20 protein-coding genes are annotated in these 22,081 nt (G+C 52.6%); 14 read left to right on the top strand and 6 right to left on the bottom strand.

Annotation, left to right across the window (positions count from 1 at the left end; genetic code table 11):
- Positions 1 to 64: 64 nt before the first annotated feature.
- Both macB and macA read right to left on the bottom strand, forming a co-directional pair.
- Complete coding sequence (macB, locus tag RGV86_RS20420) at positions 65 to 2,011, bottom strand: macrolide ABC transporter ATP-binding protein/permease MacB (RefSeq protein ID WP_000188131.1); 1,947 nt, start codon at positions 2,009 to 2,011, stop codon at positions 65 to 67.
- Positions 2,008 to 3,123 (bottom strand): macrolide transporter subunit MacA, encoded by a 1,116-nt coding sequence (gene macA / locus RGV86_RS20415; RefSeq protein ID WP_000797455.1) that lies wholly within the window; start codon positions 3,121 to 3,123, stop codon positions 2,008 to 2,010. Before macA ends, macB begins: the two co-directional genes overlap by 4 nt.
- A gap of 150 nt (positions 3,124 to 3,273) precedes the next feature.
- On the opposite strand from macA, the gene RGV86_RS20410 reads away from it, so the two are divergent.
- The gene (locus RGV86_RS20410) at positions 3,274 to 4,230 is read left to right on the top strand and encodes a VirK/YbjX family protein (protein WP_137598424.1); all 957 of its coding nucleotides are present in this window, start codon (positions 3,274 to 3,276) and stop codon (positions 4,228 to 4,230) included.
- Here the strand turns inward: RGV86_RS20410 and RGV86_RS20405 are convergent.
- The gene (locus RGV86_RS20405) at positions 4,227 to 5,885 is read right to left on the bottom strand and encodes an ATP-dependent endonuclease (RefSeq protein WP_000599824.1); all 1,659 of its coding nucleotides are present in this window, start codon (positions 5,883 to 5,885) and stop codon (positions 4,227 to 4,229) included. The two genes, RGV86_RS20410 and RGV86_RS20405, sit on opposite strands and share 4 nt — an antisense overlap.
- A gap of 423 nt (positions 5,886 to 6,308) precedes the next feature.
- Between RGV86_RS20405 and aqpZ the strand changes: the two genes are divergently transcribed.
- From aqpZ to hcr, 4 genes are all read left to right on the top strand, one after another.
- Positions 6,309 to 7,004: an aquaporin Z gene (gene aqpZ, locus RGV86_RS20400; RefSeq protein ID WP_010347562.1), complete on the top strand. Its 696-nt coding sequence runs from the start codon at positions 6,309 to 6,311 to the stop codon at positions 7,002 to 7,004.
- Between the two features lie 477 nt (positions 7,005 to 7,481).
- Complete coding sequence (gene lysO, locus RGV86_RS20395; RefSeq protein ID WP_085460569.1) at positions 7,482 to 8,381, top strand: L-lysine exporter LysO; 900 nt, start codon at positions 7,482 to 7,484, stop codon at positions 8,379 to 8,381.
- 143 nt (positions 8,382 to 8,524) lie between these two features.
- A complete protein-coding gene (gene hcp, locus RGV86_RS20390) occupies positions 8,525 to 10,177 on the top strand; it encodes a hydroxylamine reductase (RefSeq protein ID WP_085460568.1) in 1,653 nt (550 codons plus the stop codon).
- A gap of 11 nt (positions 10,178 to 10,188) precedes the next feature.
- Positions 10,189 to 11,157 (top strand): NADH oxidoreductase, encoded by a 969-nt coding sequence (gene hcr, locus RGV86_RS20385; RefSeq protein ID WP_000178649.1) that lies wholly within the window; start codon positions 10,189 to 10,191, stop codon positions 11,155 to 11,157.
- Positions 11,158 to 11,199: 42 nt separating this feature from the next.
- On the opposite strand, the gene RGV86_RS20380 is transcribed toward hcr, so the two are convergent.
- Positions 11,200 to 11,634, bottom strand: a complete 435-nt coding sequence (locus RGV86_RS20380) for a DoxX family protein (RefSeq protein ID WP_085460567.1) — start codon at positions 11,632 to 11,634, stop codon at positions 11,200 to 11,202.
- A gap of 151 nt (positions 11,635 to 11,785) precedes the next feature.
- On the opposite strand from RGV86_RS20380, the gene poxB reads away from it, so the two are divergent.
- From poxB to RGV86_RS20360, 4 genes are all read left to right on the top strand, one after another.
- Positions 11,786 to 13,504 carry a ubiquinone-dependent pyruvate dehydrogenase gene (gene poxB / locus RGV86_RS20375; protein ID WP_085460566.1) on the top strand — a complete coding sequence of 573 codons (1,719 nt, stop codon included), beginning with the start codon at positions 11,786 to 11,788 and terminating at the stop codon, positions 13,502 to 13,504.
- Between the two features lie 37 nt (positions 13,505 to 13,541).
- Positions 13,542 to 14,543: a low-specificity L-threonine aldolase gene (ltaE, locus tag RGV86_RS20370; RefSeq protein WP_085460565.1), complete on the top strand. Its 1,002-nt coding sequence runs from the start codon at positions 13,542 to 13,544 to the stop codon at positions 14,541 to 14,543.
- A 10-nt stretch (positions 14,544 to 14,553) separates the two neighbouring features.
- Positions 14,554 to 15,984 (top strand): SDR family oxidoreductase, encoded by a 1,431-nt coding sequence (locus RGV86_RS20365; RefSeq protein WP_085460564.1) that lies wholly within the window; start codon positions 14,554 to 14,556, stop codon positions 15,982 to 15,984.
- Positions 15,985 to 16,083: 99 nt separating this feature from the next.
- Positions 16,084 to 17,097, top strand: coding sequence for a 3-beta-hydroxysteroid dehydrogenase (locus RGV86_RS20360; RefSeq protein ID WP_024191085.1), 1,014 nt, complete (start codon positions 16,084 to 16,086; stop codon positions 17,095 to 17,097).
- On the opposite strand, the gene amiD is transcribed toward RGV86_RS20360, so the two are convergent.
- Together amiD and RGV86_RS20350 are read right to left on the bottom strand one after the other, a co-directional pair.
- Entirely contained in the window at positions 17,094 to 17,924 is an 831-nt protein-coding gene (gene amiD / locus RGV86_RS20355; protein ID WP_001258030.1) for an N-acetylmuramoyl-L-alanine amidase AmiD, read from the bottom strand. The two genes, RGV86_RS20360 and amiD, sit on opposite strands and share 4 nt — an antisense overlap.
- On the bottom strand, positions 17,921 to 18,244 hold the full coding sequence (locus RGV86_RS20350; protein ID WP_001160737.1) for a heavy metal-binding domain-containing protein: 324 nt from the start codon (positions 18,242 to 18,244) through the stop codon (positions 17,921 to 17,923). The genes amiD and RGV86_RS20350 overlap by 4 nt, the downstream gene beginning before the upstream one ends.
- Before the next feature lie 125 nt (positions 18,245 to 18,369).
- Between RGV86_RS20350 and RGV86_RS20345 the strand changes: the two genes are divergently transcribed.
- The 5 genes from RGV86_RS20345 (at position 18,370) to artM (ending at position 21,972) form a co-directional block, all read left to right on the top strand.
- The gene (locus tag RGV86_RS20345; protein WP_010347551.1) at positions 18,370 to 18,885 is read left to right on the top strand and encodes a lipoprotein; all 516 of its coding nucleotides are present in this window, start codon (positions 18,370 to 18,372) and stop codon (positions 18,883 to 18,885) included.
- 217 nt (positions 18,886 to 19,102) lie between these two features.
- Positions 19,103 to 19,831 carry an arginine ABC transporter ATP-binding protein ArtP gene (artP, locus tag RGV86_RS20340; protein WP_000027204.1) on the top strand — a complete coding sequence of 243 codons (729 nt, stop codon included), beginning with the start codon at positions 19,103 to 19,105 and terminating at the stop codon, positions 19,829 to 19,831.
- Between the two features lie 18 nt (positions 19,832 to 19,849).
- Positions 19,850 to 20,581: an arginine ABC transporter substrate-binding protein ArtI gene (artI, locus tag RGV86_RS20335; protein WP_000756564.1), complete on the top strand. Its 732-nt coding sequence runs from the start codon at positions 19,850 to 19,852 to the stop codon at positions 20,579 to 20,581.
- Between the two features lie 6 nt (positions 20,582 to 20,587).
- Positions 20,588 to 21,304, top strand: coding sequence for an arginine ABC transporter permease ArtQ (gene artQ, locus RGV86_RS20330; RefSeq protein WP_309508447.1), 717 nt, complete (start codon positions 20,588 to 20,590; stop codon positions 21,302 to 21,304).
- Positions 21,304 to 21,972, top strand: a complete 669-nt coding sequence (gene artM, locus RGV86_RS20325; protein WP_000895401.1) for an arginine ABC transporter permease ArtM — start codon at positions 21,304 to 21,306, stop codon at positions 21,970 to 21,972. Before artQ ends, artM begins: the two co-directional genes overlap by 1 nt.
- The last annotated feature ends 109 nt before the right edge of the window (positions 21,973 to 22,081 follow it).

The following is a 22,081-nucleotide window of genomic DNA, read 5'->3' as shown; positions in this document are numbered from 1 at the left end:
TCTCATTGTGTACATCCTACAGGCAAAATGCCAGCCCGATCGGCTGGCATTTTTATCTCAAATACTACTCTCGCGCCAGAGCATCCACTGGATCCAGCCGTGCCGCATTTCTCGCAGGCAGCCAGCCGAATAAAATCCCGGTAATGGTCGAGCAAAGAAACGCCAGCAGCAGCGCCAACGGAGAAAAGCCAATTTCCCAGCCGGGTAAAAAAAGCTGCAAGGTGAAAGCGATTAACAGCGAAAGAGAGATCCCCAACGCGCCACCCACCAGACAAACCAGCACGGCTTCGATCAGAAACTGTTGCAGTACATCGCTGGCTCGCGCCCCCACAGCCATGCGAATGCCAATTTCCCGCGTTCGCTCGGTCACTGACACCAGCATAATGTTCATTACACCAATGCCTCCAACCACCAGCGAAATCACCGCCACCAGCGTCAGAAACAGTTGTAAAGTACGTGTGGTCTTTTCGACGGTTTTCAAGACGCCGTCCATGTTCCAGGTGAAGAAATCCTTTTTGCCGTGACGCAGCGACAACAAACGCGTCAGTTGCTGTTCCGCCTCGGCGCTGTCAAAGCCTTCTTTCACTCTTACGGTAATTGAGTTAAGCCACGACTGTCCCATAACTCGCCCGGACATCGTGCTGTAAGGCAACCACACGCGCAGCACTTTACTGCTACCAAACATCGACTGTTTTTCTTCCGCTACGCCGATGACCCTCGCTGGCATATTACCAACCAGAATCACCTCGCCAACCACATCCGCTTTATGCGGGAAAAGCTGACGGCGGGTATTACTGTCGAGAACGACGACCTGCGCGCGACCGTTGAGTTGCTCCTGATTAAAGGTGTTGCCTTCGCTGAAGGTCATGCCATAGACATTGAAATAATCGCCGCTCACGCCATTGGCACTGGCAGCTACATCAACATTGTTATAACGCAGGCGCAGGTTTTGCGAGACAGCGGGGGTGGCAGAGGCGACCCACGGTTGTTTTTGAATAGCGATTAAGTCGTCGTATTTAAGCGCCTGTTGATATTGCGGATCGTCATCGCCAAAATCTTTCCCGGGATAGACATCAATAGTATTCGTACCAATAGAACGAATATCCGCCAGCACCATTTGTTTGGCGGCGTCGCCCACCACGACAATAGAAACCACCGACGCAATACCGATAATAATCCCCAGCATGGTCAGTAAAGTACGCATTTTATTCGCTGCCAGCGCCCGCCACGCCATCGTCAGCGCCTCGTTAAAACCGCTGACAAACTGCCGCCAGCCAGACGCCGTTTTGACTACAGGCTCCGTCCCGCCAGCAACATTCTCCTTTTCAATAGCGGGCGGATTGCGCACGATTTCGCCGTCGCGAATTTCGATCACCCGCTCGGCCTGAGCAGCGACCTGCGGATCGTGGGTGACAATAATCACCGTGTGCCCGCGATCGCGTAACTGATGCAGGATCGCCATGACCTCTTCGCCAGAATGGCTGTCCAGTGCGCCGGTCGGTTCATCGGCAAGGATCACCTGCCCGCCGTTCATCAATGCCCGCGCGATACTGACGCGCTGTTGCTGACCGCCGGAAAGCTGCGCAGGGTAATATTCTGTGCGGTCTTCCAGCCCCAGTCGTTGCAGTAACTCCTGGGCGCGTAGCAGTCGCTGTTTCCTCTCAAGACCGGCATAGACGGCGGGTACTTCAACGTTCTGCTCGGCGGTTAAATGCGAAAGCAAATGGTAACGCTGGAAAATAAAGCCAAAATGCTCGCGGCGCAGTTGCGCCAGCGCATCGGCGTCCAGTGTGGCAACATCCTGACCGGCAACGCGATAGGTGCCGCTGGTGGCTTTATCCAGGCAGCCGAGAATATTCATCAGGGTCGATTTACCAGAACCCGAAGCGCCGACAATCGCCACCATCTCACCGGCATAAATATCAAGGCTGATGCCCTTCAGCACCTCGACCTGCTCATCCCCAGCGGGATAGCTGCGGCGAATATCCTTCAATTCGAGCAAAGGCGTCATTGCGCAGCTCCTGGCTTGGCCTCACCAATCACCACTTCATCGCCCGCTTCCAGCCCTTTGACAATCTCAACATCGGTATCGTTACGTGCGCCAATCGTCACTTCACGCTCGCGTGTTTCACCATTACGCAACAATTTAACCTTATAACGATTATCACCAACCGGATCGCCTAACGCTGACAGAGGGATCGTCAGCACGTTTTTCACATCGGTGAGCTGAATATGAACCTGTGCGGTCATATCCAGTCGCAGCAAACCATTGGGGTTTGGGACTTCAAAACGGGCATAGTAGAAAATGGCGTCGTTAACCTTTTCCGGCGTCGGTAGCACGTCTTTAATCTGCCCTTCGTAGCGCGTCAGCGGATCGCCAAGCACCGTAAACCAGGCTTTTTGCCCCGGCTTCAGGTGAATGACGTCCGCTTCAGAAACCTGCGCTTTTACCAGCATGGTGCTCATATCCGCCAGCGTCAGAATGTTCGGTGCTTGTTGTGCGGCAATCACCGTCTGACCTTGCAGAGTGGTGATTTGCGTGACTTCCCCGGCCATCGGGGCAACGATGCGGGTGTAATCAAGATTGGTTTTAGCGGTGTCGAGAGAGGCCTGATTGCGCTTGATTTGCGCGTCAATAGTGCCGATTTGCGCCTGTTTCACAGCCATCTCCGTCGCGGCGGTGTCGAGATCCTGTTGTGAAACCGCCTGCGTTTGCGCCAGACGTTGTTGACGTGAATACGTCACCCGCGCCAGTTTCAACTCCGCTTCCGCCTGTTGCCGCTGCGCGCGCAGCTCCATCAGTGTTGCTTCCACTTCCTTGATCTGGTTTTCAGCCTGCTCAGGATCAATAACCCCTAAAAGCTGATCTTTTTTAACTTTATCGCCAATCGCCACCGACAGCGTTTTCAACTGACCGCTAACCTGCGCGCCCACGTCAACCTTACGCAGCGCGTCCAGCTTTCCGGTCGCCAGTACGCTTTGCTGCAAATCACCGGGGCGAACAATCAGTGTCTGATAAGTCGGCACGGGCGCGTTGAGAATTCTCCATAACGCAATCAGCCCGGCGATGACTATCACCAGCGCAATAACGTAACGTTTCTTCACGGTTCTCCGATTTTTCATAAATATTCTGAATACTCCATATGCCAATCCGGGTCATCAACTTCAACGAAATATCAACAAAACCCTAAAATTTACGTTAGTAATCACACTATTGATGTTTGGTTAAGATACGCAATGGTGAAATCGGCGTCATGTATAACCATTGATTTCATGAATATGTCGCAGCTAACTGAACGGTCCTTTACGCCATCTGAATCTCTCAGCAGCCTGTCTCTTTTTCTTAGTCTGGCACGCGGACAGTGTCGACCAGGTAAATTCTGGCACCGACGTAGCTTTCGTCAGAAATTTTTGCTGCGCTCGTTGATTATGCCGCGCTTAAGCGTTGAATGGATGAACGAACTATCCCACTGGCCTAATCTCAATACGCTGTTAACACGCCAGCCGCGACTGCCTGTTCGTCTGCATCGCCCTTACCTTGCCGCCAATCTTAGCCGTAAGCAATTACTCGAGGCACTACGTTACCATTATGCATTGCTGCGTGCGTGTATGTCGGCAGAAGAATTCAGCTTATATTTGAATACCCCCGGCCTGCAACTGGCGAAGCTGGAAGGTAAAAATGGTGAGCCGTTCACGCTTGAGCTGACCATGATGATCTCAATGGATAAAGAAGGTGACAGCACAATCCTGTTCCGCAACAGTGAAGGTATTCCTCTGGCAGAGATCACTTTTACCCTGTGTGAATATCAGGGGAAAAGAACGATGTTTATTGGTGGACTGCAAGGTGCGAAATGGGAAATTCCGCATCAGGAAATTCAGAATGCGACGAAAGCCTGCCACGGGCTATTTCCAAAACGCCTCGTGATGGAAGCGGCCTGCCTGTTTGCCCAACGTTTACAGGTAGAGCAAATCATTGCCGTCAGTAATGAAACGCATATTTACCGCAGCCTGCGTTATCGCGATAAAGAAGGCAAGATCCATGCAGATTACAACGCTTTCTGGGAATCGGTTGGCGGCGTATGTGATGCTGAACGCCATTACCGCCTTCCGGCACTGATAGCACGAAAAGAAGTTGCCGAAATCGCCAGTAAAAAACGAGCTGAATACCGTCGGCGCTATGAGATGCTCGACGCCATTCAGCCACAGATGGCAACGATGTTTCGCGGTTAATCTGCCCGACCGCGCGCCAGCCACAGCACGCGTGAGAACATTTTTTTCAGCAGCGTCGGTACGGATTCCACACCACGACGGCCGGCCTCCATTGCCACTTCAATGGCAAGATCGGGTTTGGAAGAGCGATGGATCGCCTTCGAGATAATTTTGCGCAGATTCATCGGCACATTTTCCGGGATCTGCGCCACGCGGTGGAACACATCGGAAAATCCCTGGCGATACATAAAATGTTCCATATCCAGCGCCGGTAACGCCGTTAAATGTTCTCGTTCAGCTTCCCGATCGTTATTCAACAGGCTGCGTACCGTAGCGGCATATTTCTTCCCTGCTTCATCGCCATCGACCAGTACATGCCATTCAATCCCCATTCGCCGGGCAAATTTAACCAGTGGCTTTAGCCCGGACTGGGCAAATTCAATGACCTTGATCCCTTCGGCATCGAAATGGTGTCCACACTGGCGCGCCAGTTCATTGATAACCCAGGTTTCTGTTTCCCCTTCCACCAGCAACCAGCAGCGAGCAAACAGCGATGACGGACGATTAAAACGAATATGAAAGGATATGCGTCGGCTATCTTCAGTACTCAAGCCACTCGGCCCCAGACGCCAGGCGGCAACGCGAGAAGATTCACGCACCAGACGGCAAACATGCTCTACCGGTGTTAACGAAAGCAGCTCGCCAGAGTTGGTTGTAGCAATACGTTGCAATGGCAGAAGATTCAGCAGATGCCAGGCAACGGAAAGCATAATGGGGTGTAAACGGGTTTCTGGATCTTCTATCAGCAATAATGGACGGGCGTCTTTATCCAGCCGTAATGTACCTTTTGCCTGCAATAAAGTGGCAAACAGGCCGAGCAAAATAACCCTATACGAGCGACCTCCGGGCCGGTCAATCATCCGGTTGATGATATCCAGATATCGCCAGCTTCGTTGCTCATTGCTGGCTCGCCGCCGCATTAAACGATATCTCGCCTGTCCGGCTCCCTGCTCAGAGAAATAATGCTCAAGCAGTTGCACCATTGCCGAAAGTCCCTGACGAATCTGCCCATCAGAGAGATTTTGTGGATGCGAGGATAACTCACGGGCGAGGAAATCGAGCTGGCGTGCGGTGACTTCCACATTGGGGACATTTGGCACCGTGCCACTACGAATACGGCGCATAAAACGGGCATCACGCAAGCGCAGCACCGGCATTAAACGCACCAGATGGCGTGCCTGATCGTTAATATCCTCGACATCAATCGGATGTCCGTCTTTATCGAGAAAACTGCGGAGTGTCATCACACTGCCGTCTTCCGCACTCTCCCCTTCCAGGCGATAAAAAATACGGTGATAGCCATCGGCGCACGGCGTCCAGCACGCTTCCAGCGGACGATAGCGGCGCACCCGATGCCGGCCTGGCAGCGATTCGCGGAAGGTCAAAATGATATGCAGATGATGTTCCCGCCCATTGATATCTCCCGTCGGAAACCAGAAATCGTCGCGCTCAAAATGGTAGAGATCTGACTCTGGCGATAACAGCAGGGTTAAAGCGTCCAGCAAGCTGGATTTACCCCACGCGTTCTCCCCAATCAGGACATTGTTTTGTTCCAGCATCAACGATAAACGGTTGATACCGCGAAAACCCACAATTTCAACGCGCTCAAGAATCATATCCCCTCCAGAAATATGTTATTTATCTTCTACTCCGGCAGTATAACGAGAAAGACGGTGACAATACGTGATGACAGCACAATTAAGCATGGCAAATGACTGAAAAATGAGCGAATAATTGTGTTATATACCCTCTTAACGATCCCCCTGAAAAAACAACGAAATCAAATAATTAGCTTATGAATTATTTTTGTTACCACCAAAGGCTTAATTCAGTTGTTTGCACTACAATGTCAATCAGGCAAATGACTATATGAGGGAACTGACTATTGCCCTAAATCAAAATTACTGGATTTATTTATCTGGCGAATGACTCGCCTTCGTTTTTAAAATACCCACGCATTATTTCTGTCGTCACTTTTTTACGACGACCCTATAAAACGACCATATTTTTCACAGGGTCAATTTTTAATTGAGGTGGATATGTTCAGAAAATTAGCAGCTGAATGTTTTGGTACTTTCTGGCTTGTATTTGGTGGCTGCGGTAGCGCAGTGCTGGCAGCAGCGTTCCCGGAATTAGGCATTGGTTTTGCTGGTGTCGCGCTGGCTTTTGGTCTGACCGTACTGACCATGGCCTTCGCTGTCGGTCATATTTCTGGTGGTCATTTTAACCCGGCAGTCACTATTGGTTTATGGGCTGGCGGTCGTTTCCCGGCAAAAGAAGTCGTTGGCTATGTGATTGCCCAGGTTGTCGGCGGTATTGTGGCGGCGGCATTGCTGTATTTAATTGCCAGCGGCAAAGCTGGATTTGACGCGGCAGCCAGCGGTTTTGCTTCTAACGGTTATGGCGAGCATTCACCGGGCGGTTATTCCATGCTTTCTGCACTGGTGGTTGAACTGGTACTGAGTGCGGGTTTCCTGCTGGTGATCCACGGTGCAACCGACAAATACGCTCCGGCGGGTTTTGCACCCATTGCCATTGGTCTGGCATTAACACTGATTCACTTAATCAGTATTCCGGTGACTAACACTTCCGTTAACCCGGCGCGCAGTACTGCGGTTGCTATCTTCCAGGGCGGTTGGGCATTAGAACAACTGTGGTTCTTCTGGGTGGTGCCAATTGTCGGCGGTATTATCGGTGGTCTGATTTACCGTACTCTGCTGGAAAAACGTGATTAATTAGCATTGGCATTTTATCTGCCCTGATTGTTTTATCTTCGACGTTACAAACCGCACGGGTGTTGGTGGCGTCAAAATCGCTGAAGCGTTCCCCGAAGGCCGGGGCAGCCCACATGGATGTGGGCTGAGGGCGCGTCTTACAGGGACGTTACCTCGCGCCCGACCCGGTAGCCGAAGGGGATAAGCTGAAGGCACCGCGCAGCGGCGATTTTGTTCGCCAGAGCCCGGGGGTGCAGGGGGCGGCGGCGACTGGCCGCCCCCTGCGCGCTCCTTGCACCAGTGGCTTTATATGGCATTGCACATGAAAGGAGTGCAACAATGTTAAGCTCTCAAATAGAATGACGAGATCTTTAAGCTCAACGCAGTCCCCTTCTTGTGCATAACATTTCCTTTTAATTGCAACTTTACTCGTCCTTCCGCTTTCAGTAGTGTGTCATCGCGCATTTCGACTTCTTTCTTTGCAAGGACTGGGTTTTCATGTTTTCTGGGCTGTTAATCATTCTGGTTCCCCTGATTGTGGGTTACCTCATTCCGCTTCGCCAAAAAGCTGCATTAAAAGTTATTAATCAGCTATTAAGCTGGATGGTTTACCTTATTCTCTTTTTTATGGGTATCAGTCTGGCGTTTCTCGATAACCTCGCCAGTAACCTGTTGGCGATTCTGCATTATTCTGCCGTCAGTATTACCGTTATTTTACTGTGTAATATTGCCGCCCTTATGTGGCTGGAGCGCGGTTTGCCGTGGCGTAATCACCATCAGCAAGAAAAACTCCCGTCACGTATTGCGATGGCGCTGGAGTCGCTAAAACTGTGCGGCGTAGTCGTAATTGGTTTTGCCATTGGCCTTAGCGGATTAGGTTTCTTACAACACGCCACTGAAGCCAGCGAATACACCTTAATTCTGTTACTTTTCCTCGTCGGTATTCAGCTACGCAATAATGGCATGACCTTAAAGCAGATTGTCCTTAATCGCCGGGGAATGATTGTCGCTGTAGTGGTGGTTGCCAGTTCTTTAATTGGTGGCTTAATTAACGCCTTTATTCTTGATCTCCCCATCAATACCGCGCTGGCAATGGCCTCCGGTTTCGGCTGGTATTCTCTTTCCGGTATTTTGTTGACCGAATCTTTTGGGCCGGTAATCGGAAGCGCGGCGTTTTTTAATGATCTGGCTCGTGAGCTAATCGCCATTATGCTCATCCCCGGTCTTATCCGTCGCAGTCGCTCAACGGCACTGGGTTTGTGCGGTGCCACATCAATGGATTTCACCCTACCCGTGCTTCAGCGGACAGGCGGGCTGGATATGGTCCCGGCGGCGATTGTTCACGGTTTTATTCTTAGCCTGTTAGTGCCAATTCTGATCGCCCTTTTCTCTGCGTAATACCTCTCTGGCGGTAGATCTCTGCCGCCAAAATTGCGCTAAATCAATCTCCCTTAAAGTTGCATGAAAAATCCCTTTTATCCCCGCGTTAAGCGTCTTAACCTTAAACATGTATATTAAATATAACTTTAAAAGGTGTGATCATGTTTTGTGTGCAATGTGAACAAACTATCCGTACTCCGGCAGGAAACGGCTGCTCATACGCGCAGGGGATGTGTGGTAAAACGGCGGAAACCTCTGACCTTCAGGATTTACTCATCGCGGCGCTGCAAGGGCTTTCGGCCTGGGCGGTTAAAGCGCGTGAATACGGCATCATCAACCACGATGTAGACAGCTTTGCGCCACGCGCATTTTTCTCAACCCTGACCAACGTTAACTTCGATTCTCCGCGTATTGTCGGCTACGCTCGTGAAGCGATTGCCCTGCGCGAGGCGTTGAAAGCGCAATGCCTGGCTGTAGATGCCAACGCCCACGTCGATAATCCGATGGCGGACTTACAACTGGCGAGCGACGATCTCGGCGAACTGCAACGTCAGGCAGCAGAATTTACTCCGAACAAAGATAAAGCGGCGATTGGCGAAAACATTCTCGGCCTGCGTCTGCTCTGCCTGTATGGCCTGAAAGGTGCGGCAGCCTATATGGAACACGCGCATGTTCTCGGTCAATACGACAACGATATTTACGCCCAGTACCATAAAATCATGGCATGGCTGGGGACGTGGCCTTCCGATATGAACGCACTTCTCGAATGTTCAATGGAAATCGGTCAGATGAACTTCAAAGTGATGAGCATTCTGGATGCAGGCGAAACCGGTAAATATGGTCACCCGACGCCAACTCAGGTCAACGTGAAAGCGACGGCGGGTAAATGCATCCTGATTTCCGGTCACGATCTCAAAGATCTCTACAACCTGCTGGAACAGACCGAAGGCACGGGCGTTAACGTCTACACCCACGGCGAAATGCTGCCAGCGCATGGCTATCCGGAACTGCGTAAATTCAAACATCTGGTCGGTAACTACGGCAGCGGCTGGCAGAATCAACAAGTTGAGTTCGCTCGCTTCCCTGGTCCCATCGTGATGACCTCTAACTGCATCATCGACCCAACCGTGGGCGCTTATGACGATCGTATCTGGACCCGCAGTATTGTTGGCTGGCCGGGCGTGCGTCATCTGGATGGCGAAGATTTCTCTGCGGTTATCGCCCAGGCGCAACAAATGGCGGGCTTCCCGTACAGCGAAATTCCGCACCTGATCAATGTGGGCTTTGGTCGCCAGACGCTGCTTGGCGCGGCGGATACGCTGATTGATCTGGTCAGCCGCGAAAAACTGCGTCATATCTTCCTGCTTGGCGGCTGTGACGGCGCACGCGGCGAACGTCACTACTTCACCGATTTCGCCACCAGCGTGCCGGATGACTGCCTGATCCTGACCCTCGCCTGTGGTAAATATCGCTTTAACAAACTTGAGTTTGGCGATATCGAAGGTCTGCCGCGTCTGGTGGATGCCGGTCAGTGTAACGATGCATACTCGGCGATTATTCTGGCGGTAACGCTGGCAGAAAAACTGGGATGCGGTGTCAACGATCTGCCGTTGTCGCTGGTGCTCTCCTGGTTTGAACAGAAAGCGATTGTCATTCTGCTGACACTGCTTTCTCTGGGCGTGAAAAATATCGTCACCGGCCCGACTGCACCTGGCTTCCTGACCCCAGACCTGCTGGCGGTGCTGAATGAGAAATTCGGCCTGCGTTCTATCACCACTGTTGAAGAAGACATGAAGCAACTGTTGAGCGCGTAAGGAGTTTGTCGATGACGATGCCAACGAATCAATGCCCGTGGCGGATGCAGGTTCATCACATTAAGCAAGAAACGCCGGATGTGTGGACGATTTCCCTGATTTGCCACGATTACTATCCGTATCGCGCCGGGCAATATGCGCTGGTCAGCGTGCGAAACTCAGCCGAAACGCTGCGTGCTTATACCATCTCCTCCACACCTGGTGTGAGTGAATACATCACCCTGACCGTGCGGCGGATTGATGACGGTGTCGGTTCCCAGTGGCTGACCCGCGAAGTGAAACGCGGTGACTATCTCTGGCTTTCGGACGCGATGGGGGAATTTACCTGCGACGATAAATCTGAAGATAAATTCCTGTTACTGGCGGCCGGCTGCGGCGTCACGCCGATTATGTCGATGCGTCGCTGGCTGGCGAAAAATCGTCCGCAGGCAGATGTACAGGTGATCTACAACGTGCGTACGCCGCAGGACGTCATTTTCGCCGATGAGTGGCGTAATTATCCGGTGACGCTGGTGGCAGAAAATAACGTCAGTGAGGGCTTTATCGCTGGGCGTCTCACTCGCGAACTGTTGGCAAGCGTTCCTGACCTGGCTTCGCGTACTGTGATGACCTGTGGCCCGGCGCCGTATATGGATTGGGTGGAACAGGAAGTGAAGACGCTTGGCGTGACACGTTTCTTTAAAGAGAAATTCTTTACGCCAGTGGCGGAAGCGGCGACCAGCGGTCTGAAATTCACCAAACTGCAACCGGCGCAAGAATTTTACGCACCGGTTGGCACCACGCTGCTGGAGGCGCTGGAAAGCAACAAAGTTCCGGTTGTCGCCGCCTGCCGTGCGGGTGTTTGCGGCTGCTGTAAGACAAAAGTGGTTTCCGGTGAATATACGGTGAGCAGCACCATGACGCTGACCGACGCCGAAATCGCTGAAGGTTACGTACTGGCGTGTTCATGTCATCCGCAGGGGGATATGGTGCTCGCCTAAAGTTTAATGCCCGGCAAACTTAGCCGGGCATTTTTTAAGGAATTATCGCCAGGCAGAATTACCCGCCACGGCATAACGTCCGGCACCAAGAAAAGCGACGGCGAGAGCTGCAATAAAGAAATAAACCAGGCTTTCAATCGCCCAGGCTCCGGTTTTATCCAGCATCCCTGTTTTTCCCATTCCCACCATCAACCACGCCACGACCATTGTCAGGGCGATAACCAATGCGGCAGGTCGCGTCAAAATACCGAATATAATCAATATCGGCGCAACCACTTCCCCAATCAGTACGCCGTAGGCAGTAAAGCCAGGAAAACCTTTTGCAACCAGCATTCCACTAATACCGTCAATTCCGGCAAATAACTTATGTATCCCGTGGAAAAGCATCAATCCTCCCACCGCCAGGCGTAACAATAATTTGCCAAAATCCTCATGCGTCAGCATCCGGTTCACTGCATTTAACATTGGTGTAACCATCTGAATTAACTCCTTTTATCGTAAAAATGCCATTCGCATCAGCCTTGGCGATTCCCGGATTAAAAGCAACAGAAATATCAGTATTCAGCCAGCGCAACAGGCAGCATCTACTAAACTTGTTACCGTTATCACATTCAGGAGACGGAGAACCATGAAACAAACGGTTGCAGCTTATATCGCCAAAACACTCGAATCGGCAGGCGTGAAACGCATCTGGGGAGTCACGGGTGACTCTCTGAACGGTCTTAGCGACAGTCTTAATCGCATGGGCACTATCGAGTGGATGCCTACTCGCCATGAAGAAGTCGCGGCCTTTGCCGCTGGCGCTGAAGCCCAGCTTTCGGGAGAACTGGCGGTCTGTGCCGGATCGTGCGGCCCCGGCAACCTGCACTTAATCAACGGCCTGTTCGATTGTCATCGTAATCACGTTCCGGTACTGGCGATTGCCGCCCACATCCCTTCCAGCGAAATTGGCAGCGGCTATTTCCAGGAGACCCACCCGCAAGAGTTATTCCGCGAATGTAGTCACTATTGCGAGCTGGTTTCCAGCCCGGAGCAGATCCCACAAGTGCTGGCGATTGCCATGCGCAAAGCGGTGCTTAACCGTGGCGTTTCCGTTGTCGTTTTACCGGGCGACGTGGCGTTAAAACCTGCGCCAGAAGGGGCGACCTCGCACTGGTATCATGCGCCACAGCCGGTAGTCACACCGGAAGAAGAAGAGTTACGCAAACTGGCGCAACTGCTGCGTTACTCCAGCAATATCGCCCTGATGTGCGGCAGCGGCTGTGCGGGGGCGCATAAAGAGTTAGTCGAGTTTGCCGGAAAAATTAAAGCGCCAATCGTCCATGCCCTGCGCGGTAAAGAACATGTCGAATACGACAATCCGTATGATGTCGGAATGACGGGATTAATCGGCTTCTCATCAGGTTTTCATACCATGATGAACGCCGACACGTTAGTGCTGCTCGGCACCCAGTTCCCCTACCGCGCGTTCTACCCGACCGATGCCAAAATTATTCAGATTGATATCAACCCAGCGAGCATTGGCGCACACAGCAAGGTGGATATGGCACTGGTCGGCGATATCAAATCGACTCTGCGTGCATTGCTGCCGCTGGTGGAAGAAAAAACCGATCGCAAGTTCCTCGATAAGGCGCTGGAAGATTACCGCGATGCCCGAAAAGGGCTGGACGATTTAGCTAAACCGAGCGAGAAAGCCATTCACCCGCAATATCTGGCCCAGCAAATCAGTCATTTTGCCGCCGATGACGCCATCTTTACCTGTGACGTAGGTACGCCAACAGTATGGGCAGCGCGTTATCTGAAAATGAACGGCAAGCGTCGCCTGTTAGGTTCGTTTAACCACGGTTCAATGGCTAATGCCATGCCACAGGCGCTGGGTGCTCAGGCGACGGAGCCGGAACGTCAGGTGGTCGCCATGTGCGGCGATGGCGGTTTTAGCATGTTGATGGGCGATTTCCTGTCAGTAGTGCAGATGAAACTGCCGGTGAAAATTATCGTCTTTAACAACAGCGTGCTGGGCTTTGTGGCGATGGAGATGAAAGCCGGAGGCTACCTGACAGACGGCACCGAACTGCACGACACCAACTTTGCCCGCATTGCCGAAGCGTGCGGCATTACGGGTATTCGCGTAGAAAAAGCGTCTGAAGTCGATGAAGCACTGCAACGCGCCTTCTCCATCGACGGCCCGGTGCTGGTGGATGTGGTGGTTGCCAAAGAAGAGTTAGCCATTCCGCCGCAAATCAAACTCGAGCAGGCCAAAGGATTTAGCCTGTATATGCTGCGGGCGATCATCAGCGGACGCGGTGATGAAGTGATCGAACTGGCGAAAACAAACTGGCTAAGGTAAAAAGGGTGGCATTTCCCGTCATAAATAAGGACATGCCATGATTGATTTACGCAGTGATACCGTAACCCGACCGAGCCGCGCCATGCTCGAAGCGATGATGGCCGCCCCGGTAGGGGACGACGTTTACGGAGACGACCCTACCGTTAATGCTTTGCAGGACTACGCCGCAGAGCTTTCCGGTAAAGAAGCCGCCATCTTTCTGCCGACCGGCACCCAGGCTAACCTGGTCGCTCTGCTCAGTCACTGCGAACGTGGCGAAGAGTATATTGTCGGTCAGGCCGCGCATAATTATCTGTTTGAAGCCGGTGGCGCTGCGGTGCTGGGCAGTATTCAGCCGCAACCCATCGACGCTGCTGCCGACGGCACGCTACCGCTGGATAAAGTGGCGATGAAAATCAAACCCGACGATATTCACTTCGCCCGCACCAAATTACTCAGTCTGGAAAACACCCACAACGGCAAAGTGCTGCCGCGTGAATACCTGAAACAGGCATGGGAATTTACCCGCGAGCGTAATCTGGCGCTACACGTTGACGGCGCGCGCATCTTTAATGCCGTAGTAGCTTACGGCTGCGAACTGAAAGAGATCACGCAATATTGTGATTCGTTCACCATTTGCCTGTCGAAAGGTCTTGGGACGCCAGTCGGTTCATTACTCGTCGGTAATCGTGATTACATTAAACGCGCCATCCGCTGGCGGAAAATGACAGGTGGCGGGATGCGCCAGTCCGGCATTCTGGCTGCCGCCGGGATGTATGCGCTGAAAAATAACGTCGCGCGGTTGCAGGAAGACCACGACAACGCCGCCTGGATGGTGGAACAGTTGCGTGAAGCAGGCGCGGATGTGATGCGTCAGGACACTAATATGCTGTTTGTCCGCGTCGGGGAAGAAAATGCTGCCGCGTTAGGTGAATACATGAAAGCGCGAAACGTACTGATCAACGCCTCGCCGATTGTCCGCCTGGTGACGCATCTTGACGTCTCGCGCGAACAACTGGCGGAAGTCGCCGCCCACTGGCGCGCTTTCCTGACGCGTTAAGGAGAGAGACGTGCCGCAACGCATTTTAGTTCTCGGTGCCAGTGGCTACATTGGTCAGCATCTGGTGCGCACACTCAGCCAGCATGGGCATCAGATCCTGGCGGCGGCACGTCACGTCGACAGACTTTCGAAGCTGCAACTGGCTAATGTCAGTTGCCATAAAGTCGATCTTAGCTGGCCGGATAACCTACCGGCACTATTGCAGGATATCGATACCGTCTATTTTCTGGTGCACAGCATGGGCGAAGGCGGCGATTTTATCGCGCAGGAGCGCCAGGTGGCTCTCAACGTCCGCGATGCGCTGCGCAAAGTGCCGGTTAAGCAATTAATCTTCCTCAGTTCACTGCAAGCCCCGCCACATGAGCAGTCAGACCATCTGCGCGCCCGTCAGGCTACGGCGGACATTCTTCGTGAAGCGGGTGTCCCGGTGACCGAATTGCGTGCCGGAATTATCGTTGGCGCAGGTTCAGCGGCGTTCGAAGTCATGCGCGATATGGTATACAACCTGCCGGTGCTAACCCCGCCGCGCTGGGTTCGTTCACGCACCACGCCCATCGCGCTGGAAAACCTGCTGCACTATCTGGTGGCGCTGTTAGATCATCCGGCCAGCGAACACCGCATCTTCGAAGCTGCCGGACCAGAGGTGCTCAGTTATCAACAACAATTTGAACATTTTATGACCGTAAGCGGTAAGCGCCGCTGGTTGATCCCCATCCCCTTTCCCACCCGCTGGATTTCGGTATGGTTTCTCAATGTGATTACTTCCGTACCGCCCACCACCGCCAAAGCGTTGATTCAGGGGCTGAAACACGATCTGTTAGCAGATGACACCGCGTTACGTGCACTCATTCCACAACCGCTGATCGCTTTCGATGATGCGGTACGTAGCACGTTGAAAGAGGAAGAAAAACTGGTCAACTCCAGCGACTGGGGATACGACGCTCAGGCCTTTGCCCGCTGGCGACCAGAATACGGTTATTTCGCCAAACAGGCGGGGTTTACCGTTAAAACTTCCGCCAGCCTTCAGGCTTTATGGCAGGTGGTGAATCAAATCGGCGGTAAAGAGCGTTATTTCTTTGGCAATATTTTGTGGCAGACCCGGGCGCTAATGGATCGCGCGATAGGTCACAAACTGGCGAAAGGTCGCCCCGCACGGGAATATCTGCAAACAGGCGATGCGGTGGATAGCTGGAAAGTGATTATCGTCGAACCGGAAAAACAACTTACCCTGTTATTTGGCATGAAAGCGCCGGGGCTGGGAAGACTGTGTTTTACTCTGGAAGATAAAGGCGACTATCGCACTATTGATGTACGCGCCTTCTGGCATCCTCACGGTATGCCAGGGTTGTTTTACTGGCTACTGATGATCCCAGCGCATCTGTTTATTTTTCGCGGCATGGCAAAACGAATCGCCAGACTTGCAGAACAAAGCACAGATTAATCGAAAAAAACCTGCGTTATTCTTTCACGTTTCCCATTGCATCAAGGAGGAAATCACGGAAGAATGCGCTCGTCGTTTTATCAACAACAGTGGAATGATATGAAGGTACTGGTTACCGGCGCCACCAGCGGTTTAGGTCGAAACGCGGTTGAGTTTTTATGCCGGAAAGGCATCAGTGTGAGAGCAACCGGTCGCAACGAAGCGATGGGCAAATTGCTGGAAAAAATAGGTGCAGAGTTTGTCCATGCGGATCTGACTGAGCTGGTCTCATCGCAGGCGAAGGTGATGCTCGCAGGCATTGATACACTGTGGCACTGTTCCAGCTTTACCTCGCCATGGGGAACGCAGCAGGCTTTCGATCTGGCAAACGTTCGCGCCACTCGCCGCCTGGGCGAATGGGCTGTCGCCTGGGGTGTACGTAATTTTATTCATATCTCTTCACCCTCCCTGTACTTCGACTATCACCACCATCGCGATATCAAAGAAGATTTTCGCCCTCACCGCTTCGCCAACGAATTTGCCCGCAGCAAAGCCGCCAGCGAAGAGGTGATCAATATGCTTTCGCAGACCAACCCACAAACGCGCTTTACTATTCTGCGCCCCCAAAGTCTGTTCGGCCCGCACGATAAAGTTTTTATTCCCCGTCTGGCGCATATGATGCACCACTACGGCAGCATCCTGTTACCCCACGGCGGCAGCGCGCTGGTCGATATGACCTACTATGAAAATGCCGTGCACGCTATGTGGCTGGCGAGTCAGGAAGCGTGCGATAAGTTGCCTTCTGGTCGTACGTACAACATTACCAACGGCGAACATCGCACTCTGCGCAGCATCGTACAGAAACTGATCGACGAACTGAACATTGATTGCCGTATCCGGTCGGTGCCTTACCCGATGCTGGATATGATTGCCCGCAGTATGGAGCGTTTAGGACGCAAGTCAGCAAAAGAGCCGCCGCTGACCCATTACGGCGTCTCCAAGTTGAATTTTGACTTTACGCTGGATATCACGCGTGCGCAGGAAGAGTTAGGTTATCAGCCGATCATCACGCTAAATGAAGGTATTGAGCAAACTGCCGCCTGGCTGCGCGACCACGGAAAACTGCCGCGCTAATCCTGACCATATTTCTCCAGCAACGCTTCGACAATCGCCTGAGTTTCTGCATCCGCTTCGCCGTTATATAACGTCGGGCGGAAATGCATCTGAAACGCCATAATCACTCGCTGCTGTTCGCGCGGCGTCATTTCAGGTTTTACGTCATAGCCGTAGCGTGCCAAAAGCTCAAGCAACGATGCGGTTTCTACCGGCGTGTGGGGCGCGCGCCCGGCCAGATAAAAGCTAACGCGCGATGCATCCGGCCAGGCACCAATCCCCTGCTGCGCCAGTTGCTGCCACGGGAACAGTGGACCAGGATCGTCTTTGCGCTGTGGGGCAATATCCGCATGTGCCACTACGTTTTCTGGTTTGATGTGATAGCGGGCGATAATATCTTTCGCCAGGGGAATGAGCGCCTGAATTTGCGCTGGTTCAAACGGCGTAAAATATTTCACCCCCGCTGATTTCTGCCAGCCGCGATTTTCCAGCTCAATGCCAATAGAGGTATCGTTAATCCGCGTCGCCCCGCGCCAGGCGCTGATCCCCGCGTGCCAGGCCAGTTCTTGCTCCGGCACCAGTTGCCAGATACGCGGTTTGCCGTTGAAACGCGGCGGCACAGCTGGCACCAGGTAGTGCGAGCTGACTTTTTTATCGGTCAGCGTCGCCAGCGACGTGTCGAAATCATCCGCCGTGTAGTGGATCACCAGCACTTTAATACGGGGATATGCCGCCTGCGCCTGGCGTCGGGTATCGAGTTGGTATCCCTCTTTCTCGACAATGCCTTTTTCGCCTGCGCACCCTGCCAGTAACAGGATCGCCGCAACCAGCCAGAAAACGCTTCTCATCGACGTGTTTTCACCGCCGTTCCGCTGACGCTGACCATCAGCATACTGCCGTTTTGCCCGACAGTTTCGTAGTCGATATCAATGCCAACCACTGCGTCCGCTCCCAGCGCCCGTGCCTGGGAGCCTAATTCTTCAAACGCAATCTCCCGGGCTTTGCGCAGTTCCTTTTCGTAAGCCCCTGAACGACCGCCGACGATATCGCGGATACCGGCAAAGAAATCACGAAAAATATTGGCGCCTAAAATCGCTTCGCCCGTCACCACACCGCAATATTCAACGATGGTCTGACCTTCAAGTGTTGGGGTTGTGGAAAATTGCATGATCGATCTCCTTGTTTGCTAAGCCTTCGATCTCAAAAGCATTATCGGACTGATACGCTATTATTGAAAGGATATCATTATTATCGTAGAACGCTTTCAAGGTGTTCGCTTATAAGGAAATCATTATGCGCTACAGCAAATTGACCATGCTTATCCCTTGCGCACTGTTACTCAGTGCTTGCACCACCGTCACGCCAGCCTATAAAGACAACGGCTCCCGCACAGGTTCTTGCGTCCAGGGCGGCCCTGACAGCGTGGCTCAGCAATTCTATGACTACCGTATTCAGCATCGCAGTAACGACATTACCGCTCTGCGTCCGTACTTGAGTGACAAACTGGCGGCACTGCTCAGTGATGCCAGCCGCGATAACAACCAACGCGAATTGTTAAGCAGCGATCCCTTCTCCAGTCGTACCACCTTGCCAGACAGCGCCCGCGTCGCCAGTGCTTCTACCATCCCGAATCGCGATGCACGTAATATTCCGCTGCGCGTGGATCTGAAACAAGGCGACCAGAGCTGGCAGGATGAGGTGCTGATGATTCAGGAAGGCCAGTGTTGGGTCATCGACGATGTGCGCTATTTAGGTGGCAGCGTTCACGCCAAAGCGGGGACATTACGCCAGTCCATTGAGAATCGTTAATCCCTTGATTAGATTATAACCCCCATAAATTGTCCGGCATTCTGAGAGGAATGCCGACATTTATGCTCGCCGAACAACGCCCCCGTTATTTTGTGCTATGTTTATTGAATAATGCGCTTTGCTTTTAACTTTTAAAGCAGAAATATTGCATAATTATTCTGTCAAAGGTACTATCTTCGACCTCAATAGCTATCAGACTGCCAGTATACGAGTGTCAATGAGTATTCAATTAAACGGCATTAATTGCTTCTACGGCGCACATCAGGCGCTGTTCGATATCACGCTGGATTGCCCGCAGGGCGAAACGCTGGTGTTACTTGGCCCCAGCGGCGCGGGGAAAAGCTCGCTGCTGCGTGTACTCAATCTGCTTGAGATGCCGCGCTCCGGTACGCTCAACATTGCAGGCAACCATTTCGATTTCACCAAAACACCGTCAGACAAAGCGATTCGCGACCTGCGTCGCAACGTCGGCATGGTGTTTCAGCAATACAATCTGTGGCCGCATCTCACCGTACAGCAAAACCTGATCGAAGCGCCATGCCGCGTACTCGGCTTGAGTAAAGATCAGGCGCTGGCTCGTGCAGAAAAACTGCTGGAGCGTCTGCGTCTCAAACCTTATAGCGATCGTTACCCGCTGCACCTTTCTGGTGGTCAGCAACAACGTGTTGCTATTGCCCGTGCGCTGATGATGGAGCCGCAGGTACTGCTGTTTGATGAACCGACCGCCGCGCTGGATCCGGAAATTACGGCACAAATCGTCAGCATCATTCGTGAGCTGGCGGAGACCAATATTACCCAGGTGATCGTCACCCACGAAGTTGAAGTGGCGCGTAAAACCGCCAGCCGTGTGGTGTATATGGAAAACGGTCACATCGTTGAACAAGGCGACGCGCGCTGCTTTACCGAGCCGCAAACCGAAGCATTTAAAAACTATCTCTCTCACTAAAGATTCGGGATAACGACAATGAAAAAAGTTCTGATTGCCGCGTTAATTGCAGGTTTTAGTCTTTCCGCCACAGCTGCCGAAACCATTCGTTTTGCTACCGAAGCCTCCTATCCTCCGTTTGAATCTATAGACGCGAATAACCAGATCGTCGGTTTTGACGTCGACCTCGCACAGGCGCTGTGTAAAGAGATTGATGCAACCTGTACTTTCTCCAACCAGGCATTTGACAGCCTGATCCCGAGTCTGAAATTCCGCCGTGTGGACGCCGTTATGGCGGGTATGGATATCACTCCAGAGCGCGAAAAACAGGTGCTGTTCACCACCCCGTACTATGACAACTCCGCCCTGTTTGTGGGTCAGCAAGGTAAATACACCAGCGTTGATCAGCTGAAAGGCAAGAAAGTCGGTGTGCAGAACGGGACGACACACCAGAAATTCATTATGGATAAACATCCGGAAATCACCACAGTTCCGTATGACAGCTACCAGAACGCAAAACTGGATCTGCAAAACGGGCGTATCGACGGTGTATTCGGTGACACCGCAGTAGTAACCGAATGGCTGAAAGATAACCCGAAACTGGCGGCAGTGGGCGACAAAGTGACCGATAAAGATTACTTCGGTACTGGCCTCGGCATCGCAGTACGTCAGGGCAACACTGAACTGCAGCAGAAATTTAATACTGCGCTGGAAAAAGTGAAGAAAGATGGCACTTACGAAACCATCTACAACAAATGGTTCCAGAAGTAATTCCTGATGAATGAATTTTTTCCTTTAGCAAGCGCCGCCGGGATGACCGTCGGCCTTGCCGTTTGTGCATTGATTGTCGGACTGGCGCTGGCGATGTTCTTTGCAGTATGGGAGTCAGCAAAATGGCGCCCTGTTGCGTGGGCAGGTTCGGCGCTGGTGGCGATTCTACGCGGCCTGCCAGAAATTCTGGTGGTGCTGTTTATCTATTTTGGCTCCTCGCAGTTACTGCTGACGCTTGCGGATGGCTTCACCATCAATCTTGGGATTGTAGAGATCCCGGTGCAGATGCAGATTGAAAACTTCGATGTCAGTCCGTTCCTTTGCGGTGTTATCGCTCTGTCACTGCTGTATGCCGCTTATGCTTCGCAAACTCTGCGTGGCGCACTGAAAGCGGTGCCGGTGGGTCAGTGGGAATCGGGTCAGGCGCTGGGGCTGTCGAAATCGGCTATCTTTTTCCGTCTGGTGATGCCGCAGATGTGGCGTCATGCGCTGCCTGGTCTCGGCAACCAGTGGCTGGTACTGCTGAAAGATACCGCGCTGGTCAGTTTGATTAGTGTGAATGATTTAATGCTGCAAACCAAAAGCATCGCCACCCGTACCCAGGAACCGTTCACCTGGTACATTGTGGCGGCGGCGATTTACCTGGTGATTACCCTGTTGAGCCAGTACATTCTCAAACGCATTGACCTGCGCGCGACACGTTTTGAGCGGAGACCTGGCTGATGCTTGAGTATTTACCCGAACTGATGAAAGGGCTGCATACCAGCCTGACCCTGACGGTTGCCTCGCTGATTGTGGCGCTGATTCTGGCGTTGATTTTTACCATCATCCTGACGCTAAAAACGCCGGTGCTGGTGTGGCTGGTGCGTGGTTATATCACGCTGTTTACCGGTACACCGCTGCTGGTGCAAATCTTCCTGATTTACTACGGACCAGGTCAGTTCCCGACGTTGCAGGAGTATCCGGCGCTGTGGCATTTGCTGTCGGAACCGTGGCTGTGTGCGCTAATTGCATTGTCGCTGAACAGTGCGGCGTATACCACGCAGCTGTTTTACGGGGCGATTCGCGCGATCCCGGAAGGTCAATGGCAGTCCTGTAGCGCGCTGGGAATGAGCAAAAAAGATACGCTGGCGATCCTTCTGCCGTATGCCTTTAAACGCTCGCTCTCGTCTTATTCCAACGAAGTGGTGCTGGTGTTCAAAAGTACCTCTCTGGCATACACCATTACGCTAATGGAAGTGATGGGCTACAGCCAGTTACTGTACGGACGCACCTACGACGTAATGGTGTTTGGCGCGGCGGGGATTATTTACCTCGTCGTCAACGGCCTGCTGACGCTGATGATGCGTCTGATTGAGCGTAAAGCACTGGCATTTGAACGTCGGAATTAATGTGACTGCGTACACATTCGCCGGGGGGTTTTGTAGGTCTGAGAAGACGCGCCAGCGTCGCATCAGACACCTGCACGGTGCCTGTGCCGGATGCGGCGTAAACGCCTTA

The sequence above is a fragment of the Escherichia ruysiae genome (genome assembly GCF_031323975.1).
GTDB classification, from domain to species: domain Bacteria; phylum Pseudomonadota; class Gammaproteobacteria; order Enterobacterales; family Enterobacteriaceae; genus Escherichia; species Escherichia ruysiae.
This window is presented reverse-complemented; position numbering and strand designations above follow the sequence as displayed.

What these genes read in the sequence shown, in the direction of transcription:
- macB (WP_000188131.1), bottom strand. Translation starts at nt 2,011, where the DNA reads ATGACGCCTTTGCTCGAATTGAAGGATATTCGCCGCAGCTATCCCGCT.
- macA (WP_000797455.1), bottom strand. Translation starts at nt 3,123, where the DNA reads ATGAAAAATCGGAGAACCGTGAAGAAACGTTACGTTATTGCGCTGGTG.
- RGV86_RS20410 (WP_137598424.1), top strand. Translation starts at nt 3,274, where the DNA reads ATGAATATGTCGCAGCTAACTGAACGGTCCTTTACGCCATCTGAATCT.
- RGV86_RS20405 (WP_000599824.1), bottom strand. Translation starts at nt 5,885, where the DNA reads ATGATTCTTGAGCGCGTTGAAATTGTGGGTTTTCGCGGTATCAACCGT.
- aqpZ (WP_010347562.1), top strand. Translation starts at nt 6,309, where the DNA reads ATGTTCAGAAAATTAGCAGCTGAATGTTTTGGTACTTTCTGGCTTGTA.
- lysO (WP_085460569.1), top strand. Translation starts at nt 7,482, where the DNA reads ATGTTTTCTGGGCTGTTAATCATTCTGGTTCCCCTGATTGTGGGTTAC.
- hcp (WP_085460568.1), top strand. Translation starts at nt 8,525, where the DNA reads ATGTTTTGTGTGCAATGTGAACAAACTATCCGTACTCCGGCAGGAAAC.
- hcr (WP_000178649.1), top strand. Translation starts at nt 10,189, where the DNA reads ATGACGATGCCAACGAATCAATGCCCGTGGCGGATGCAGGTTCATCAC.
- RGV86_RS20380 (WP_085460567.1), bottom strand. Translation starts at nt 11,634, where the DNA reads ATGGTTACACCAATGTTAAATGCAGTGAACCGGATGCTGACGCATGAG.
- poxB (WP_085460566.1), top strand. Translation starts at nt 11,786, where the DNA reads ATGAAACAAACGGTTGCAGCTTATATCGCCAAAACACTCGAATCGGCA.
- ltaE (WP_085460565.1), top strand. Translation starts at nt 13,542, where the DNA reads ATGATTGATTTACGCAGTGATACCGTAACCCGACCGAGCCGCGCCATG.
- RGV86_RS20360 (WP_024191085.1), top strand. Translation starts at nt 16,084, where the DNA reads ATGAAGGTACTGGTTACCGGCGCCACCAGCGGTTTAGGTCGAAACGCG.
- amiD (WP_001258030.1), bottom strand. Translation starts at nt 17,924, where the DNA reads ATGAGAAGCGTTTTCTGGCTGGTTGCGGCGATCCTGTTACTGGCAGGG.
- RGV86_RS20350 (WP_001160737.1), bottom strand. Translation starts at nt 18,244, where the DNA reads ATGCAATTTTCCACAACCCCAACACTTGAAGGTCAGACCATCGTTGAA.
- RGV86_RS20345 (WP_010347551.1), top strand. Translation starts at nt 18,370, where the DNA reads ATGCGCTACAGCAAATTGACCATGCTTATCCCTTGCGCACTGTTACTC.
- artP (WP_000027204.1), top strand. Translation starts at nt 19,103, where the DNA reads ATGAGTATTCAATTAAACGGCATTAATTGCTTCTACGGCGCACATCAG.
- artI (WP_000756564.1), top strand. Translation starts at nt 19,850, where the DNA reads ATGAAAAAAGTTCTGATTGCCGCGTTAATTGCAGGTTTTAGTCTTTCC.
- artQ (WP_309508447.1), top strand. Translation starts at nt 20,588, where the DNA reads ATGAATGAATTTTTTCCTTTAGCAAGCGCCGCCGGGATGACCGTCGGC.
- artM (WP_000895401.1), top strand. Translation starts at nt 21,304, where the DNA reads ATGCTTGAGTATTTACCCGAACTGATGAAAGGGCTGCATACCAGCCTG.